15 protein-coding genes and 1 pseudogene are annotated in these 16,378 nt (G+C 61.1%); 10 read left to right on the forward strand and 6 right to left on the reverse strand.

Annotation, left to right across the window (positions count from 1 at the left end):
- Nucleotides 1-224 precede the first annotated feature (224 nt).
- Entirely contained in the window at nt 225-1,214 is a 990-nt protein-coding gene (gene rhaS / locus JVX98_RS19210) for a rhamnose ABC transporter substrate-binding protein (RefSeq protein WP_043613083.1), read from the reverse strand.
- 115 nt (nt 1,215-1,329) lie between these two features.
- Entirely contained in the window at nt 1,330-2,142 is an 813-nt protein-coding gene (locus tag JVX98_RS19215; protein ID WP_065774466.1) for a DeoR/GlpR family DNA-binding transcription regulator, read from the reverse strand.
- A 202-nt stretch (nt 2,143-2,344) separates the two neighbouring features.
- On the opposite strand from JVX98_RS19215, the gene JVX98_RS19220 reads away from it, so the two are divergent.
- The 7 genes from JVX98_RS19220 (at nt 2,345) to JVX98_RS19250 (ending at nt 9,242) form a co-directional block, all read left to right on the forward strand.
- Nucleotides 2,345-4,444 carry a bifunctional rhamnulose-1-phosphate aldolase/short-chain dehydrogenase gene (locus JVX98_RS19220; RefSeq protein WP_205237103.1) on the forward strand — a complete coding sequence of 700 codons (2,100 nt, stop codon included), beginning with the start codon at nt 2,345-2,347 and terminating at the stop codon, nt 4,442-4,444.
- Nucleotides 4,445-4,458: 14 nt separating this feature from the next.
- On the forward strand, nt 4,459-5,754 hold the full coding sequence (rhaI, locus tag JVX98_RS19225) for an L-rhamnose catabolism isomerase (RefSeq protein WP_205237104.1): 1,296 nt from the start codon (nt 4,459-4,461) through the stop codon (nt 5,752-5,754).
- Between the two features lie 156 nt (nt 5,755-5,910).
- Nucleotides 5,911-6,165 (forward strand): GlsB/YeaQ/YmgE family stress response membrane protein, encoded by a 255-nt coding sequence (locus tag JVX98_RS19230; RefSeq protein WP_034796969.1) that lies wholly within the window; start codon nt 5,911-5,913, stop codon nt 6,163-6,165.
- A 127-nt stretch (nt 6,166-6,292) separates the two neighbouring features.
- On the forward strand, nt 6,293-6,481 hold the full coding sequence (locus JVX98_RS19235; protein ID WP_034796970.1) for a hypothetical protein: 189 nt from the start codon (nt 6,293-6,295) through the stop codon (nt 6,479-6,481).
- Nucleotides 6,482-6,568: 87 nt separating this feature from the next.
- Nucleotides 6,569-7,030, forward strand: a complete 462-nt coding sequence (locus JVX98_RS19240; RefSeq protein ID WP_043613094.1) for a YbaK/EbsC family protein — start codon at nt 6,569-6,571, stop codon at nt 7,028-7,030.
- Between the two features lie 119 nt (nt 7,031-7,149).
- Entirely contained in the window at nt 7,150-7,536 is a 387-nt protein-coding gene (locus JVX98_RS19245) for a DUF930 domain-containing protein (RefSeq protein WP_205237105.1), read from the forward strand.
- Nucleotides 7,537-7,994: 458 nt separating this feature from the next.
- A complete protein-coding gene (locus tag JVX98_RS19250; protein WP_205237106.1) occupies nt 7,995-9,242 on the forward strand; it encodes a glycosyltransferase family 2 protein in 1,248 nt (415 codons plus the stop codon).
- A 105-nt stretch (nt 9,243-9,347) separates the two neighbouring features.
- On the opposite strand, the gene JVX98_RS19255 is transcribed toward JVX98_RS19250, so the two are convergent.
- The 4 genes and pseudogenes from JVX98_RS19255 to JVX98_RS19270 form a co-directional block, all read right to left on the reverse strand.
- Nucleotides 9,348-9,569 carry a hypothetical protein gene (locus tag JVX98_RS19255; RefSeq protein ID WP_090294984.1) on the reverse strand — a complete coding sequence of 74 codons (222 nt, stop codon included), beginning with the start codon at nt 9,567-9,569 and terminating at the stop codon, nt 9,348-9,350.
- Between the two features lie 257 nt (nt 9,570-9,826).
- Complete coding sequence (locus tag JVX98_RS19260) at nt 9,827-11,590, reverse strand: flagellin (protein WP_205237107.1); 1,764 nt, start codon at nt 11,588-11,590, stop codon at nt 9,827-9,829.
- A gap of 180 nt (nt 11,591-11,770) precedes the next feature.
- A complete protein-coding gene (locus tag JVX98_RS19265; protein ID WP_192447881.1) occupies nt 11,771-12,817 on the reverse strand; it encodes an acyltransferase in 1,047 nt (348 codons plus the stop codon).
- A gap of 199 nt (nt 12,818-13,016) precedes the next feature.
- Nucleotides 13,017-14,524, reverse strand: a pseudogene (locus tag JVX98_RS19270) (tripartite tricarboxylate transporter permease).
- Nucleotides 14,525-14,527: 3 nt separating this feature from the next.
- On the opposite strand from JVX98_RS19270, the gene JVX98_RS19275 reads away from it, so the two are divergent.
- From JVX98_RS19275 to JVX98_RS19285, 3 genes are all read left to right on the forward strand, one after another.
- On the forward strand, nt 14,528-15,022 hold the full coding sequence (locus tag JVX98_RS19275) for a tyrosine-type recombinase/integrase (protein WP_256442699.1): 495 nt from the start codon (nt 14,528-14,530) through the stop codon (nt 15,020-15,022).
- 125 nt (nt 15,023-15,147) lie between these two features.
- Nucleotides 15,148-15,423: a hypothetical protein gene (locus JVX98_RS19280; protein ID WP_205237109.1), complete on the forward strand. Its 276-nt coding sequence runs from the start codon at nt 15,148-15,150 to the stop codon at nt 15,421-15,423.
- Between the two features lies 1 nt (nt 15,424).
- Nucleotides 15,425-16,228, forward strand: a complete 804-nt coding sequence (locus tag JVX98_RS19285; protein WP_205237110.1) for a helix-turn-helix domain-containing protein — start codon at nt 15,425-15,427, stop codon at nt 16,226-16,228.
- Nucleotides 16,229-16,378: the final 150 nt, after the last annotated feature.

Here is a 16,378-nt window from a genome sequence, read left to right on the forward strand (position 1 = left end):
AGTCCACCATTCAGTCGTTTCGATTATGCAAAGCTTGTCGAGGCGACGGTTACGCCGCGCGAGGTTGCCCCTCACCCTGCCCTCTCTCCGCGAACGGAGACAGGGAACGAGTATGCCGCACGCCTCCCACGTCGTCGGGAAGGGGGCAAACCGTTGCCGCTTGTCCCTTCTCCCCGTCGAACGGGGAGAAGGTGCCGGCAGCTGGATGAGGGGCTTTCGCCGGATCAGAAGATCTTGGCGAATTCCTCGACATTCTTGGCATCGTAGACGAACGGGTCGGCCATCGCGCCTTCGTTGTTGTCGTCGAGCTTGACGGCCCCCATGCGGCCCATCTTCAGTTCAGCACCGGGCTTCGCTTCGGCACCGTTGATCAGGTCGTAGGCAATCATCGTTGCGGAGTAGCCGAGATCGATCGGGTTCCAGATCGCGAAGGACTTGGAGGCGCCCGACTTCACGTGGCCTGCCATTTCCGAGGGAAGGCCGAGACCGGTGACGTTGATCTGGCCGATCTTGCCGGCGTCGGTGACGGCCTGGGCGGCTGCGACAATGCCGACAGAGGTCGGCGCGATGATCGCCTTCAGGTTCGGATAGGACTGAATGAGGCCTTGCGTTTCGCGGTAGGACTTGTCGGCGAGGTCGTCGCCGTAGACGGTCGCGACGACATTGATGCCCTTGTAGTTGCCCTCAACCTTCTTCATCTCGGCGATCCAGGTGTTCTGGTTGGTCGAGGTCGCCGTTGCCGACAGCACCGCAACGTCGCCGCCTTCAGGCAGGTTGTCGGCGGCGAGCTTGATAATCATGTTGCCGATCAGCGGGCTCGACGACGGGTTGAGGTGCATCAGGCGGCCATCCTTGGCGACGCCCGAGTCCCAGGAGATGACCTTGATGCCGCGATCCATCGCCTTCTTCAGCGCCGGAACGAGGGCGTCGGTGTCGTTGGCGGAAACGGCGATGGCATCAACCTTTTGAGCGATCAGCGAGTTGATCACCTCGATCTGGCCTTCGGCGGTCGTCGTCGTCGGGCCGGTATAGATCACCTCGACGTCGCCCAGCTCCTTGGCGGCTTCCTGCGCGCCCTTGTTGGCGGCTTCGAAGAAGCCGATGCCGAGCGCCTTGACCACGAGCGCGATCTTCTTGTTTTCCGCATGCGCGGCATTGGCCATCAGCGCCAGCGAAACGGCGGCCGTGACCATCAGTGACTTCAGGATCTTCATGCTCATTTCCTCCCAATGACCGGCACGCGACAAGCGTCACCGGCGCGATTTCCTCCATTGGCGATGCCCCGGCCCCTCCGGTCGTGAGCGTCACCTTCCCCTCTCCTCGCCTGCCTCAGGCGGACGAGGACATGTTCTCCGCATCTGCGCCGGCTCTCGAGCTGGCAACGACCAGCCGCACGCCGGCATTCTCGAGCATCGCGGCATGCCTGTCCTCGATGCCCGAATCCGTGATGACAGTGGCGATCCGCTTCAATCCGCACAGGATCAGGCTGGAACGCTTGTGAAATTTCGAGGAGTCGACCAGCACGACGAGTTCGTCGGCCTGGTCGATCAGTTTCTGCTCCGCCTGGATCAACAGCGGATCCGCCTCCATCAGGCCGAGCGGGCCGAGGCCCTGCGCGCCCATGAACATGCGGCGCGCATAGAAATTGCGCGTCACGTCATTGTCGAAGGGGCTGAGGATGATGTTCTGCTCGCGGTAGATCGTGCCGCCCGACAGCATTACCGTGTTCTTCGAGTGCTTCAGAAGATGCTCGGCGATCGGAAACGAATTGGTGAAAACCTGCATCCGGCGATTGCTGAGGAAATGCACCATCTGAAAGGTGGTGGTGCCACCATTGATGATGATCGGTTCGCCGTCCTCGCAAAGCGCCACTGCTTCCTTGGCGATCGCCTGCTTCTCACGGGCATGCAGGCCTTCGTTGACCTTGAACGGCCGGCCGGCGAGCCCGACGAATTGCGGCGGGTTGATCGCCTCGGCGCCGCCGCGCACCCGGCGCAGCTTCTTCTGCACGTGGAGGGCTGCAATATCGCGCCGGATCGTCGCCTCGGAACTGTCGGTCAGATCGACCAGTTCCTGGACGGTGACGACGGGTTTTTCCTGAACCGCCGACTGAATGATCCGGTGTCTTTCTTTCTCGTGCATGCGTTCCTCCGATGGCGTTCATGCTTCCATCACGATCGACCATTGTCAATCACAAACAATCATATTTTTTCATTGTGCAGCGCAATATGCGCGAACTTGATCGTTTTTGATTGACTTTAACGCTCAAGTCCTGTGATCTGATGCCAACCACATCTCTGCGCGGTCGCCAAGCCGCGCGACATCAGACCGGGAGGAAATCGAGATGCTCGACAAGCAGCAGGGTGCGCGACTTGCAAACCTTTGGGACGAGGCAAAGGCTGCCGGCATGAGCGAATCCGAGCGCTTGCTCTATCGCTCCAACCTGCTCGGCTCCGACAAGCGCATCACCAATTACGGCGGCGGCAACACCTCGGCCAAGGTGATGGAGAAGGACCCGCTTGGGGGCGGCACGGTCGAGGTTCTCTGGGTCAAAGGTTCGGGCGGCGACGTCGGAACGATCAAGCTCGACGGCTTTGCCACGCTCTATATGGACAAGCTCAACGCGCTGAAGTCGATCTATCGCGGCGTCGCGTTCGAAGACGAGATGGTCGGCTACCTGCCGCACTGCACCTTCAACCTCAATCCGCGCGCCGCCTCGATCGACACGCCCCTGCATGCCTATGTGCCGAAGAAGCATGTCGACCACATGCACCCCGACGCGATCATCGCGATTGCCGCAGCCAAGAACAGCCGTGAACTGACGGCAAAGATTTTTGGCGACGACATCGGCTGGCTGCCGTGGAAGCGCCCGGGCTACGAGCTCGGCCTGTGGCTCGAAAAATTCTGCCTGGAAAATCCCCGGGCGCGCGGTGTCGTGCTTGAAAGCCATGGCCTCTTCACCTGGGGCGACACGGCGAAAGAAGCCTACGGGACCACGGTCGAGATCATCAACAAGGCAATCGCCTGGTTCGAGGCCGAGAACGCCAAGCCGGCCTTTGGCGGTGCGGTTAGGCCGGCGCTCGACGCGGCGGCCCGCGCCGACGTCGCGCGCAAGCTGATGCCGGTCATCCGCGGCCTGATCAGCGCCGACGAGAAGAAGGTCGGCCATTTCGACGACAGCCAGGCCGTGCTCGATTTCGTCACGTCGATGGATCTGAAGCCGCTGGCCGCCCTCGGCACGAGCTGCCCCGACCACTTCCTGCGCACCAAGATCCGGCCGCTGGTGGTCGATTTCGACGCGGCCAGCCCCGATGTCGACAAGACGTTGGCGGCACTTCCCGACGCGATCGCGGCTTACCGCGCCGACTACGCCGCCTATTACGAGCGCTGCAAACATGCCGACAGCCCGGCGATGCGCGATCCGAATGCAGTGGTCTATCTCGTGCCCGGCGTCGGCATGATCACCTTTGCCAAGGACAAGGCGACCGCCCGCATCTCCGGCGAGTTCTATGTCAACGCCATCAACGTCATGCGCGGCGCCTCCGGCGTCTCAACCTATGTCGGCCTGCCGGAACAGGAAGCCTTCGACATCGAATACTGGCTGCTTGAGGAAGCAAAGCTCCAGCGCATGCCGAAGCCGAAGAGCCTCGCCGGCCGGATCGCGCTCGTCACCGGCGGCGCCGGCGGTATCGGCAAGGCGACGGCCAACCGGCTGATGCAGGAGGGCGCCTGCGTCGTGCTCGCCGATATCGACGAGACCGCGCTTGCGGCGGCCGAAGGCGAACTCTCCAAGCGCTACGGCAAGGATTTCGTCCGCTCCGTCAGCATGAACGTCACCAGAGAGACGGCGGTCGAGGGCGGCTTTGCCGACGCGCTGCTCGCCTTCGGCGGCCTCGATATCCTCGTTTCCAATGCCGGCCTCGCCTCGTCTGCCGCGATCGAAGACACGACGCTGGCGCTCTGGACCAAGAACATCGACATCCTGACGACAGGCTATTTCCTCGTCTCGCGAGAAGCCTTCCGCATCTTCCGCCAGCAGAAGGCCGGCGGCAACGTCGTCTTCGTCGCCTCCAAGAACGGTCTTGCCGCCTCCCCCGGCGCATCGGCCTATTGCACCGCCAAGGCGGCGGAGATCCACCTCGCCCGCTGCCTGGCGCTCGAAGGCGCTTCCGCCCAGATCCGCGTCAACGTCGTCAATCCGGACGCGGTGCTGCGCGGCTCGAAGATTTGGACCGGCGAGTGGAAGGAACAGCGCGCCGCCGCCTACAAGATGGATGTCGACGACCTCGAGGCGCATTATCGCGAGCGCTCGATGCTGAAGCTCAGCGTCTTTCCCGAGGATATCGCCGAGGCGATCTACTTCCTTTCATCCGACATGTCGGCGAAATCGACCGGCAACATCATCAATGTCGACGCGGGCAACGCCCAGTCGTTTACCCGCTGATCAAGGAGAGTTTCATGACGACCACCATGATCAGCCAGGCGACGGTCGAGGCCGAGAATGAAAGCCGGCTCAGCGCACTTCGCCGGGACTATGAAAGCCTCGGCGAGAGGCTTGGCCGGCGCGGCATCGCGATCGACGAGATCAAGCGCAAGGTCGCCGCCTACGGCGTTGCCGTTCCTTCCTGGGGTGTCGGCACCGGCGGCACGCGCTTTGCTCGCTTCCCCGGCAAGGGCGAGCCGCGCAACATCTTCGACAAGCTCGAAGATTGCGCCGTCATCCAGCAACTGACGCGGGCGACGCCGACCGTGTCGCTGCATATCCCCTGGGACAAGGTGAACGACATTTCCGAACTGAAAGAGAAGGGCACGTCGCTCGGCCTCGGTTTCGATGCGATGAACTCCAATACCTTCTCCGATGCGCCGGGCCAGGAACATTCCTACAAGTTCGGCTCGCTGTCGCATGCCGACGCCGCCACGCGCGCCCAAGCGGTAGAGCACAATCTCGAATGCATCGAGATCGGCCGGCAGCTCGGCTCCAAGGCGCTGACGGTCTGGGTCGGCGACGGCTCCAACTTCCCCGGCCAGAGCAACTTCACCCGCGCTTTCGAGCGTTATCTCGATGCGATGAAATCGGTCTATGCGGCGCTGCCGGATGACTGGCGCGTTTACACCGAACACAAGATGTTCGAGCCGGCCTTCTACTCGACCGTCGTCCAGGACTGGGGCAGCAACTACCTGATCGCCCAGGAACTCGGCCCCAAGGCCTTCTGCCTCGTCGATCTTGGCCACCATGCGCCGAACGTCAACATCGAGATGATCGTCGCCCGCCTCATCCAGTTCCGCAAGCTCGGCGGCTTCCACTTCAACGATTCGAAGTACGGTGACGACGATCTCGACACCGGCTCGATCGATCCCTACCGGCTGTTCCTCGTCTTCAACGAACTCGTCGATGCGGAGACCCGCAAGGCCAAGGGGTTCCAGCCGGCGCACATGCTCGACCAGAGCCACAACGTCACCGACTCGATCGAAAGCCTGGTGACGAGCGCCACCGAGGTCTGCCGCGCCTATGCCCAGGCGCTGATCGTCGACCGCCAGGCGCTCGCAGGCTACCAGGACGACAATGATGCGCTGATGGCAAGCGAGACGCTGAAGGTAGCCTTCCGCACTGATGTCGAGCCGATCCTCGCAATGGCGCGGCTCGACGGCGGCGGCGCAATCGCACCTGTTGCAACCTACCGCAAGAGCGGTTACCGCGCAAAAGTCGCGGCTGAGCGCCCGGCCGTTGCCGGCGGCGGGGGCGGTATCGTCTAACCCTGAACCAAGCGGCACCGGGCTGCCATTTGAGGCCCGGCGCCGCATCCCACCCTCGACAGCTCAAAAAATCGCTGCGCGATGAAATTGCCCCCTATCTGATTTCAATTCCTGATCTATCTTTCCCTTGGAGATCCAACGGAAAGGGACCCGTTCATGGGCATTGAAAGCATTCTTGTCTTCCTGATCGTCGGCGCGGTCGCCGGCTGGCTCGCCGGGCTCATCGTCAAGGGCGGCGGTTTCGGCCTCATCGGCAATATGGTCGTCGGCATCATCGGCGCCTTCATCGCCGGTTTCCTCTTCCCGGCGATCGGCATCAGTCTCGGAACCGGCATCCTCTCGGCGATCCTGCACGCGACGATCGGCGCCGTCATCCTTCTGGTGCTGATCCGCATCGTCAAACAAGCCTGACCCATCGCCGGCGGCGGTACCCTTCGCGCCCGGGATGTCCCCGGTCGTTCCATCTGGACGCGCGAAGGGCGCTGTAGCACTGTGATCTGCCGGACGGGACATCGCATTTAGCCAGACGGAGGCGAGCATGAACGCGCTTTACACCGACAAGATCGAAACGGCGCTCAAGTCGTTCATTGCCGATCACCCGGGAATGCAGACACGGGATCAGGCGATTATCGCGATCCTCGAAAACTGGTTCACCAATCACGGCTACCTGCCACCGCAGCAGGAAGGTCTGCGTCCGGAAGACCTTGACGCTTCCAACGACGATTGAGAGATTTGCGCGCCCGGCAACAAGATCATCGCGCTCTTCGCGCCGCGGCCGACCGCCATTGCCTTTCAATAACGTGAACTGTTCGCCATGAGCCTGACCTCCGTCAAAGACTTTTTCTCAGAGCATGCCCCCGACATCGACGTCATCGAGCTTCAGCAAAGCACCGCAACGGTCGCGCTCGCGGCCGAGGGCCATGGTGTCGAGCCGGCGCAAATTGCCAAGACGCTGGCGCTTCGCGTCGGCGACGACGTGATCCTGATCGTCACGCGCGGCGACGCCCGCCTCGACAACAAGAAATACAAGGCCCGCTTCGGCACAAAGGCGCGCATGCTCGGCTTCGACGAGGTGGAGGCCGAAACCGGCCATCCAGTCGGCGGCGTCTGCCCCTTCGGTCTTGCCAAGCCGCACAGCATCTATTGCGACATGTCGCTGAAGGCCTACGACATCGTCGTGCCGGCCGCCGGCGCCACCAATGCGGCTGTGCACATCAGCCCGACCCGCATCGCCGAACTGACCGGCGCCGAGTGGATCGACGTATCCGAAACGTAGTTTGCCGTTTCGGAAACGCGGCCTGCCTTGGAATGGCCACAAAGCTTAACTGAAACCGCTGGCGCGTCCCGGCAGTGATTTGCTGGGTCCGTCCTTCCGTTGCCAGGAGTCCGTCAAGCATGAAGCTACTCGCGTACCCGCTCATCTTCGCCGCCACGTTTTCCCCGGCGCTGGCGATGGATCAGTCCCTGGTACGCCAGTTCGAGAAGCTCGATCCGCAGACCCGTCTGGAGCAGCGCTGTGACACCGAAGCGATGGAGCGCATCAACGCCGACAAGTCGAGCTTCAAACCGGACAAAGTGATTGCCTATACTTTCGCCGAACCGGTCGTGAAGGAAGACAAGATGAAGGCGCCGGGCGCCGTGTTCCGCAGCAAGGGGGAATGGTACAAGCTGAAGTTCAAGTGCCTCACCGACGCCGAGCACCTGGATGTCCTGTCTTTCGAATACAAGATCGGCGAGTTGGTGCCGCACGAGAGCTGGGACGAATTCTACCTCTACCCCTGACGGACGTCGAAGGACGCGGCGGCGTTAAAGGTGGCAGCCCTAAAGGATGGCCACGAGAAAGAGCAGCGAGCCGAACGACAACGCCGCCATGATGCTCATCAGCATTTTCATCATGTGCTCTGCCATATCACCCTTACCTCGCCACCATCGGAACGACCGCGACAGTGTATCCCGTCCGCCGCTTAGATCCGTCGGACAAAGAGCGGCGTGAGCCTGATCCGAGAGTGCGCCCGCATGGTTAACAAAGCGTTAATTCGAGCGATGCCGAGAGAGGTCGGGCATACCCTATCCAAGACAAGGCTCACACAAGATCGACGCGGAATAACGAATGGGCAGGGGGAGTTCCCTGCATGCGCGGTTTCCCCGCGTCTTGCGGCAGCCCCAGGGCTGGCAATGCGGGCAACGGGCAACGTCCGAGCGACGAGAAATCGCGCGAAATGAGCACCATGGAGAGGCGCGTGAGCCAGGTTAAGCTGAGCATTTGCATTCCAACCTACAATCGCGCGGCGTTTCTCGAAAAGGCGCTCGCCTATTTCGTCGACCTTTACCAATTCTCGTATAAGTACGAGATCATCATCTCCGACAACGCGTCGACGGACGACACGCGCGACGTGGCCGAGTGCTTCATCGCCAAGGGCTTGCCGATTCGTTATCTCCGGCAGGCGGAAAACTACGGTTCGGGCGCAAACGTCGTCAGCGCCTTCAGCCGCGCGACCGGCGAATATGTGCTCTACCTTGCCGACGACGACATCCTGATCAACGACGGCTTGCGCGAGGCGATCCGCTACCTGGATCTCAATCCGGAAGTCACCGCTTGCTACGCGCCCTGGTACACGCATGACGAAGTCGAGGAGCGCGATGATCCGCCGTTCTACATCGTCGACAAGGACACGAAGTTCAAGAAGCGCGCTTCCGAGGAAGTGTTCGACTTCCTCTGCGAGCGACACGTGTTTCCGGAAATCGGCATCTACCGGGCGTCGGCGCTACGGTCGGCCTGGGTGCCCAGGAACTTCGCCTACTGGGCCTTCGCCTATCTCGCCCATTTTCTGGAGCAGGGCGCCGTCGCCTTCCTGAGAAAGCCGTTCTACCGACAGGTCACCCGTTCGAAGATTGCCCGCGACCGGCCGCAAGCCGGCCATGCCGACGTGCTCACCGCCTGGGACAGCTACCGCGGCGGCCTTGAATATTTCCTCTATTCCGGCGCCAAGCGCGGCGCCGTGCGGCTGACGCCCGACCGCCGGGCCTATCTCGATGCGCAGGTGCGGGATTTCACCATGCTGCGCATGACGGTCGCGCTGCGCATGTGGATCGCGAAGAAGGACTACATCCGAGCCTATGAGCTTTATACCCGTCTGATGCTCGGCGGCTTCGAACACCATCCCGAACTGCAGCGGTCAAAGGGCGTTCTGCCGCTCATGGTCGCCCTGCAGACGGTGATGTGGCATACGAACGCGGTCGCCGAGATCGATCGCCTGGTGCTGCACGGCGTCGAAGACCATGGTGCGATCGAAGAGCTGTTGCGTGACCTTGGCCTGCGCTCCCATATCGCCGTCGTTCCCGGTACAACGGAACTCACGCCGGACGAAATTGCCCGCACCGCCGTCTTCGTCACGGCAGACAGCGACCGCAAGCACTATCTTCGCAAGGGGCATCTGCCGAACCTGGTGGTCAGCGAAAGCGACATCCTCAACCACGTTCTGCTTTAAAATATAAAAGGGCGCCGCTGGCGCCCTCGTTTGTTTCGCAGGTTATGCCGGGTAGCGCGACGGGCAAAAAGGCCGCTTGACCACGCACGCCCCACGGATACCGCATTACTTGCGCATGATGCCCTTGTAATAGGCGCCGTTGCGCGGCGGTGGGCGGTTCACGACCTTGGCCTCAGGGTTGTACTTCTCGCTCTTGTGGCCTTCGTTGATGGGCGTTGTCGATACGCCCTTGTAGTAGCTTCCGCCGGCAAATGCCGGAGCAACGCCGACCACGGCGACCGTCGCAGTCACCAAAGCTGCCAGAGAGAGTGTCGCAAGTTTACGCATGTCTAATCCTCGTTGACCCGGCCGCGCCCCCGTTTTTTCCGGATGTCGCGGCCTAAATTGTGCGGCGACGAACTGCGCCGCTCAGGTCCTCCCGCGCGCCAGAATAGGCAGAAGCTGCGACACGCCTGTAACGCAGGTGACAGCCGGGGAATCTTGGCTGGGTTAAGCCTCGGGGTCAGTCGAAGCCGGATCCGCACGGGGGACGGATTTCTCCCCTCCCTGAATCAACCCCTCCAGATCGGCCGCTGCGACTTGTCTCAGCGGAAAAGCTGCAGAATGTTCTGAGCGTCGGAATTGGCGATCTGCAAAGCCTGGATGCCGAGCTGCTCCTGCGACTGCAGGGCCTTCAGCCGTGTCGACGCTTCATTCATTTCGGCATCCACCAGACGACCGACACCCTTGTCGATCGTCGCCATCAGCGTCTGTGCGAAGGTTGTCTGCATGTCGATGCGCGACAGCATCGAGCCAAGTGCTGCGGCGCCATCGATGGTCCGCTGCAGGACGACCTCGATGTATTGGAGATAGGAATCGACCGATTGCGGGTTCGCCGCGATATCGACGTCAAGGAAGTTTCTGCGGGCGATCGGTTCGATGTTCACATCGATGTTGGTGAAGCCGATAAAGGTTCCGGCACCGGATTTCCGATCGGCGGCCGGATCGGACTTTATCAGGATCCCGCCTGACCCGTTGTTCTGGATGATCGTGTCGGGCCGGGTGATGAGCGACTGAAGCACCATCACCATTTCGTCCACCGTCTCGATCTTGCCCGTATCCTTGCCAAGCAGTGCATTGACCTGGTTGCGATCGAAGGCGTGGGTGCTCGGCGCCTCGCCGTTCACCGAAAAATTGAACGACACGACAACGTCCTTGTAGACCTCGAACTGCTCGAAGGTCAGCGTCATCTCCGATCCGCGCGTTCCGAAACCGGCATTGGGCGAAAGCCCTCCGGCACCTCCGGTCGTCGTGTTGATGACCAAGTTGGAGACCTCGACATAGGATCCGTTAAGCCCGGAATTCTGCAGCGTCTTGAAGCCGATCTGATCGATGATCGGCGGATAGGGCTCATAATCGTGCCGGTACGTCTGCACCGTGGCGCCGGTTCCGGCCTGCTCGACCGCATGTTTCAGGACGGCGGCATACTGCGTGTAGTCCGATATCACGCCGTTGGCGCCGGCTCCGAGCACGGTATCGACCGTCGCCCGATCCACGGTGACGCCGATCGTCTTGCCCGTATGCAGCGGCAGGGACAGGCCCTGGGAGGGGCTATCCTTGTCGACGGTGGCGTCGAAGGTGATTGTGTCGCCGGGGCTCGCAAAGCTGATCGGTCCGGCAAAATGGAACACGAATTCGCCGGCCTGGCCCGCCCGGTTGTTGTAGTTGCTGTTGGTCGTGTAACCATCGACATCGACCGAGGTCACGAAGCGGATGCCGCCGACCGTTCTCAGATCCCGCGTATCGGCCTGCAGGATGCCGCCGCCGGTGCTGTTGAACAGCGAGGAGTCCCGCAGGAAAAAGTCGGCCGTGTTCAGCGACACGCCGTTTTGGGCGTCTCTCGAAAACGAGGAGGCGACGGAAGTGCGGTTCAGGTCGCTGTCATTGATGTCGGAGACGCTGGTTCTCAGCCAGTTCTGTCCGCTGAAGCTCGCCGAATCCGCGATGCTCAGGATCTGTTGCTTGAGCTGGTCAAGTTCCTTCTGGAGCTTGCCCTTGTCGACGCCGGGCTCCCTCGCCGTCACCAGCCTGGCCTTGAACTCGCTGAGAATATCGGTAACGGCATCCATCGCCGCATAGGCCGTTTCGACCTTGGCCGCTCCAAGCCCGAGCGCGTCCTGAACCGCGGACACGGCCTTGGCGTCGGAGCGCATGGTTGTCGAAATCGACCAATAGGCGGCGTTGTCCGCCGCTGTCTGAATTCTGAGGCCGGAGTTCAGTTGCCCGCGTACCTCGGCCATGCCGGAATTGATCGTACGCAGAGTCTGGAGCGCAGAAATCGCCCCAGCGTTCGTGAGAATGCTGACCATATTAGTGACATCTTAAAATTGAAAAATTCCCATCATGGGCCGCTGTGATTGTGGCGATACAATCAAATACGTGGTTAACACGGACTTAAGAAACCCGCCTCGACGCGCAAATATTGCGTCGGCGCTTCTGGTCGTTCGCAAAAATTGCGCCCCCTGCTCCGGCCCGTCCCATAGCCGGGGTCAGGCACGCTCGGCGGCAAGCGGCACCGGCTGGGTTACCGGGAACAGGGCTTTCAGGGCGTCGAAGTGCTTTTCCACCAGATGCCAGGAAATCGTCGCGACGATCACGGTGATGGTGCTCATGACGAGGAATGTCATCGGCCCTGCCTTGTAGAGCGCCGGCCACTGCTCCGCGACCAGCCACCAGAGCGCCATATGGTACACATAGGTGGCGTAGCTGACCCGGCTGAGGAAGCGCGTGACGGGGTTTGCCAGGAGATAGGCGGACACGCCCTTGTATCCGATGTAGGAGCTCAGAACGATTGACGCCAGCGCGTAGATGCAAAGCAACTTATAGGTTTCCGAGTGGCCGAACTTGATACCGACGAAGAGGGGCGACGCGATGATGGCGACCGACGCGAGGTTGTTGAGTTTGCTCGTCAGGACCGCCCGCACGTCGGCATTGTCCTTGACCAGCGCCAGGATGGCCCCGGCCGCCACGGGGTCGAAGGCAAGAACGATGTTTGACCAGGCGAGAAGACCGAGCTCGTCGCTATAGGTCCGCGCGATCACCGACATCGTGAAGATGAGGACATAGGCCACGAATATATGCCGCCGGCTCAGGAAGATGATGATCAGCGGAGCGGTCAGGTAGAACTGCTCGACGATGTTGAGGCTCCAGAGATGCGCGGCAACCCAGGGCTCCCAGTCCTGGGTGATGGCGAAATACAGGCTCGACATCTGAAACGTGTGCCACACAAGGCTGTTGCGTATGCCGTCCATGTTGAACAACGCCGCCACGAACAGCATCAGGAACAGGGCCGGAAGCAGGCGGAGCGATCGGCGAATGTAGAAGTTGGTGACGTTGATCGTTGCCTGGGTGTCTTTTGCCGACAGCAGGATCACCCCGATCAGGAAGCCGCTGATGATGAAGAAGAGTGAAACTCGAACCGATTCAAGTGTGGGATGCTCGTTCCAGTAATGAACGTACAATACCCCCGTCATGGCGATCACGCGAAGCCCGTCAATTTGCTCCCGCCTGTCGCCGCGCGCTCCCGTCGCAGCCATTCCTTTGTCCCCGCAGGATATAATACTTAAATTATTTCTACTTAAGAATATCCTTGGAGATTACGCCGCTTCCGCGCACTTGTGAAGAGGAGCGATGTTCTTGATCGACCAGAGGCGATACCTCTTCCGCCGACCCGAAAACAAAAAAGGCCACGGGCGCGGCACGCCCATGGCCTTTACCAAGGTTTCAAACCAAGCCCTAGGCTTCCTTGAAGACCTCGTCGCGGTTTCGCCGCATCGACGGCGAGATGGCGACCACGAGCGCCATAACGGCGATCGCAAGCAGAATGGCCGACAGTGGCGATTGCAGGAAGGTCAGCGGGCTGCCGCCGGAGATGATCAGTGACTGGCGCAGCTTCTCCTCGAGCAAGCGGCCGAGCACGAAGCCGAGCGCCAGCGGCGCAGGCTCGAATTCGAGCTTGTAGAGAGCGTAACCGATGATCCCGAACAGGGCGGCCATCATCACCTGGGCGGCATCGTTGGCGATCGAATAGAGGCCGATGCAGCAGAAGCAGACGATCGCCGGAAACAGCAGGCGATAGGGCACGCGCAGCAGCTTCACCCAGAGCCCGATCAGCGGCAGGTTGATGATGACCAGCATGAGGTTGCCGATCCACATCGAGGCGATGAGCCCCCAGAACAGTTCCGGATTGCGCTCGATCACCTGTGGCCCAGGCACGATGCCCTGGATCATCATCGCGCCGACCATCAGCGCCATCACCGCATTCGGCGGCAGGCCGAGGGTGAGAAGCGGGATGAAGGAGGTCTGCGCGCCGGCATTGTTGGCGCTTTCCGGGCCGGCGACCGCCGCCGGCGCGCCATGGCCGAAGTCCCGCGGCCGCTTCGACATGCGCTTTTCCACCGCATAGCTGGCAAAGGGGCCGAGGATCGCGCCGTTGCCCGGCAGAACGCCAAGGACCGAGCCGAGGAAGGTGCCGCACAGGATCGGCGGGAAGTTTTCCTTCAGCTCCCTTGGCGTTGACCACAGGCGGCCGATGCGGCTGCGCACGACATCTTGGGATTCCGGGTCGGCAAGGTTCTTGAAGATCTCGCCGAAGCCAAAGATACCCATGGCCAGCACGACGAATTCGATGCCGTCCTGAAGCATCTCAATGCCGAAGGTCATGCGCCCACGGCCCGTCTCCATGTCGGCGCCGACGCAGGAAAGAAGCACGCCGACGAGGATCATCGACACCGCCTTCAGGAGCGAGCCGTGCGCCAGCACGACGGCGAAGACGAGACCCATGATCATCAGCGAGAAATACTCGGTCGGGCCGAAGAGAAGGCCCATGCGCGTCATCGGAACGCCGAGGGTGGCAATCACGATGTGGCAACCGTGCCGGCAAAGAACGAACCGATCGCCGCCAGGCCGAGCACAAGCCCTGCCTGGCCCTTCTGCGCCATCTTGTGACCGTCGATGGCGGTGACGACCGATGTCGCTTCGCCGGGAATGTTGACGAGGATGGCCGTGGTCGAGCCGCCGTACTGGGCGCCGTAATAGATGCCGGCGAGCATGATCAGCGAGCCGGTCGGATCGAGCGAGAGGGTGACCGGCAGGAGGATTGCGATGGTGGAGACCGGGCCGACGCCGGGCAACACGCCCACCAGCGTGCCGATGAGACAGCCGATAAAGCAGAGCGCGATGTTCTGCAGGGTAAACGCCACGGTCATGCCGAGGCCGAGGTCGCCCAATTTAAGACACGCCATCCGATCGGCACCAAGGCAAGACTTGCGCTCGCGCTGATGATCTACACGACGCAGAGGCGTAGCGACATCGTGCTCTTTGGCAAGCAGCACATATCCAACGGCTGGTTCAATTTCACCCAGTTCAAGAACCGCCGGCACAAACCCGTAAAACTCGCCATCCCAATCCACCCCACCCTCGCCGACATCATCGAAAAGAGCCCGTGCGGAGACCTGACGTTGTTGGTGACCGAGTTTAACAAGCCCTTCACGTCGAACGGTTTCGGCAACTGGTTCCGCAAACGCTGCAACGAAGCGGGGCTGCTTCATTGCTCTGCGCACGGCTTGCGCAAGGCGGCCGCAGCTCGCCTCGCCGATCGCGGCGCAAGTGAACATCAGATCATGTCGATGACCGGTCACACGACCTCGAAAGAGGTCACGCGACACACGAAAGCCGCCCGCCAGAAATTGCTGGCAAAGGCGGCTGTGGCTATCTTCGACAATGATGCAATCGACGACTGACACGCGCTCAAAGCGGGAACAAAAGTGTCCACCTTTTTAAGGTGATGTAGATTTTCTGGACGTTTAGGGCGAGAAACCACAATAAAATCAAAGGTTGATTTTAGTGATGGTGCCCGGAGGCGGATTTGAACCACCGACACGCGGATTTTCAATCCAGTGTCATTCAGGCCATTTCAGTACCTTGCAGCGAAAAATCTGTCAAACCTGACACCGAAGATCAATCACTTAAGACCGATTTGTCAAACGTCAGCAGCGCTGTTGTCGATGCTGCTCGATGGCTTTCCTTGCACCGAGATGAGTGCGTCGGGCGCATCGTTCCCACGCTGAAAGAACACTTCGGCTTGCGTGCGATTGAGGCCGTACAGGCCATGGTGATGGCACGCGAGGGCGGCCACGCGTAGCATGGCGATCCTCGAGGAGAATGACATCCTGTTCGCGCACAAGGCGCTGAACATCATGACCGGATTGACCGAGGCAACGAAGCGTGTCGCTGCCGCGATCATCGACCATTTCAACAAACGCACGGGTCAATGCGATCCCGGCATTGATCGCCTGGCTACGATGCTGGGCATTGATCGTGCGACGGTTATCCGTGCCACAGAGAAGCTTCACGATCTCGAATTGATCGATAAGGCCAGCCATGGCGGCAAGTCCCATCGCGCAGCATACCGGCCGAACTGGGACCGTTTCCGTGCTGTCGTCGAGGACTGGGATGCTCGAATGAAGACCGGTGCAAGCCCGGATGAACAGCCTGCAAAGGTCGCAAGCGTGCGACGTTCAAGGTCGCAAGCGTGCGACGTTAAACGTCGCAGCCCTGCGACCCAAACCCTTCGAAGTAACCCATCGAATAAACCCATCGAACCGGAGCGAGTGGAAACGCGGCCGGATAAGCCGCAGCCACAGGCGCCGCAGCGAGCGCAGCAGGGGCTTGGGAGAGGGAGAGAGCGGCCCGCGCAGAGACCCTTGCTGTTGCCGATCAGCGGAGGCAGGAGCGTGAGCCATGCGGATGCAGCACGCGCAGCAGCCGAACGGCGCTGGTATGCGCAGCTCCACCGACTTGGCGAAGCGGCCGAGGTCGAGGTGTTGAACTGGATCACGGCAGATCGGCAGGATGCCGCAACCGAGGCGGAGATGGCGCGGAAAGGTGGTGGACTGGCCTTCATCGTGGCCGCCATGCACCAAGACCGAAGGCAGGCCGCCGGCTGAGGGTGCGGCGGGGGGTGGTCTCCGTCTTTCGGCCCTTGGGCGGGACCGGCGGGGGAAGGTTCGCTCTATATTTTTTCTAATTAGGAGCAATTTTCTGTTTTATACCAATGAGTTAGGTTGATTTTGAGTGTCCGCAGTTGGCTAATTTCG

The sequence above is a fragment of the Ensifer sp. PDNC004 genome, from assembly GCF_016919405.1.
Classification (GTDB): Bacteria; Pseudomonadota; Alphaproteobacteria; order Rhizobiales; family Rhizobiaceae; genus Ensifer.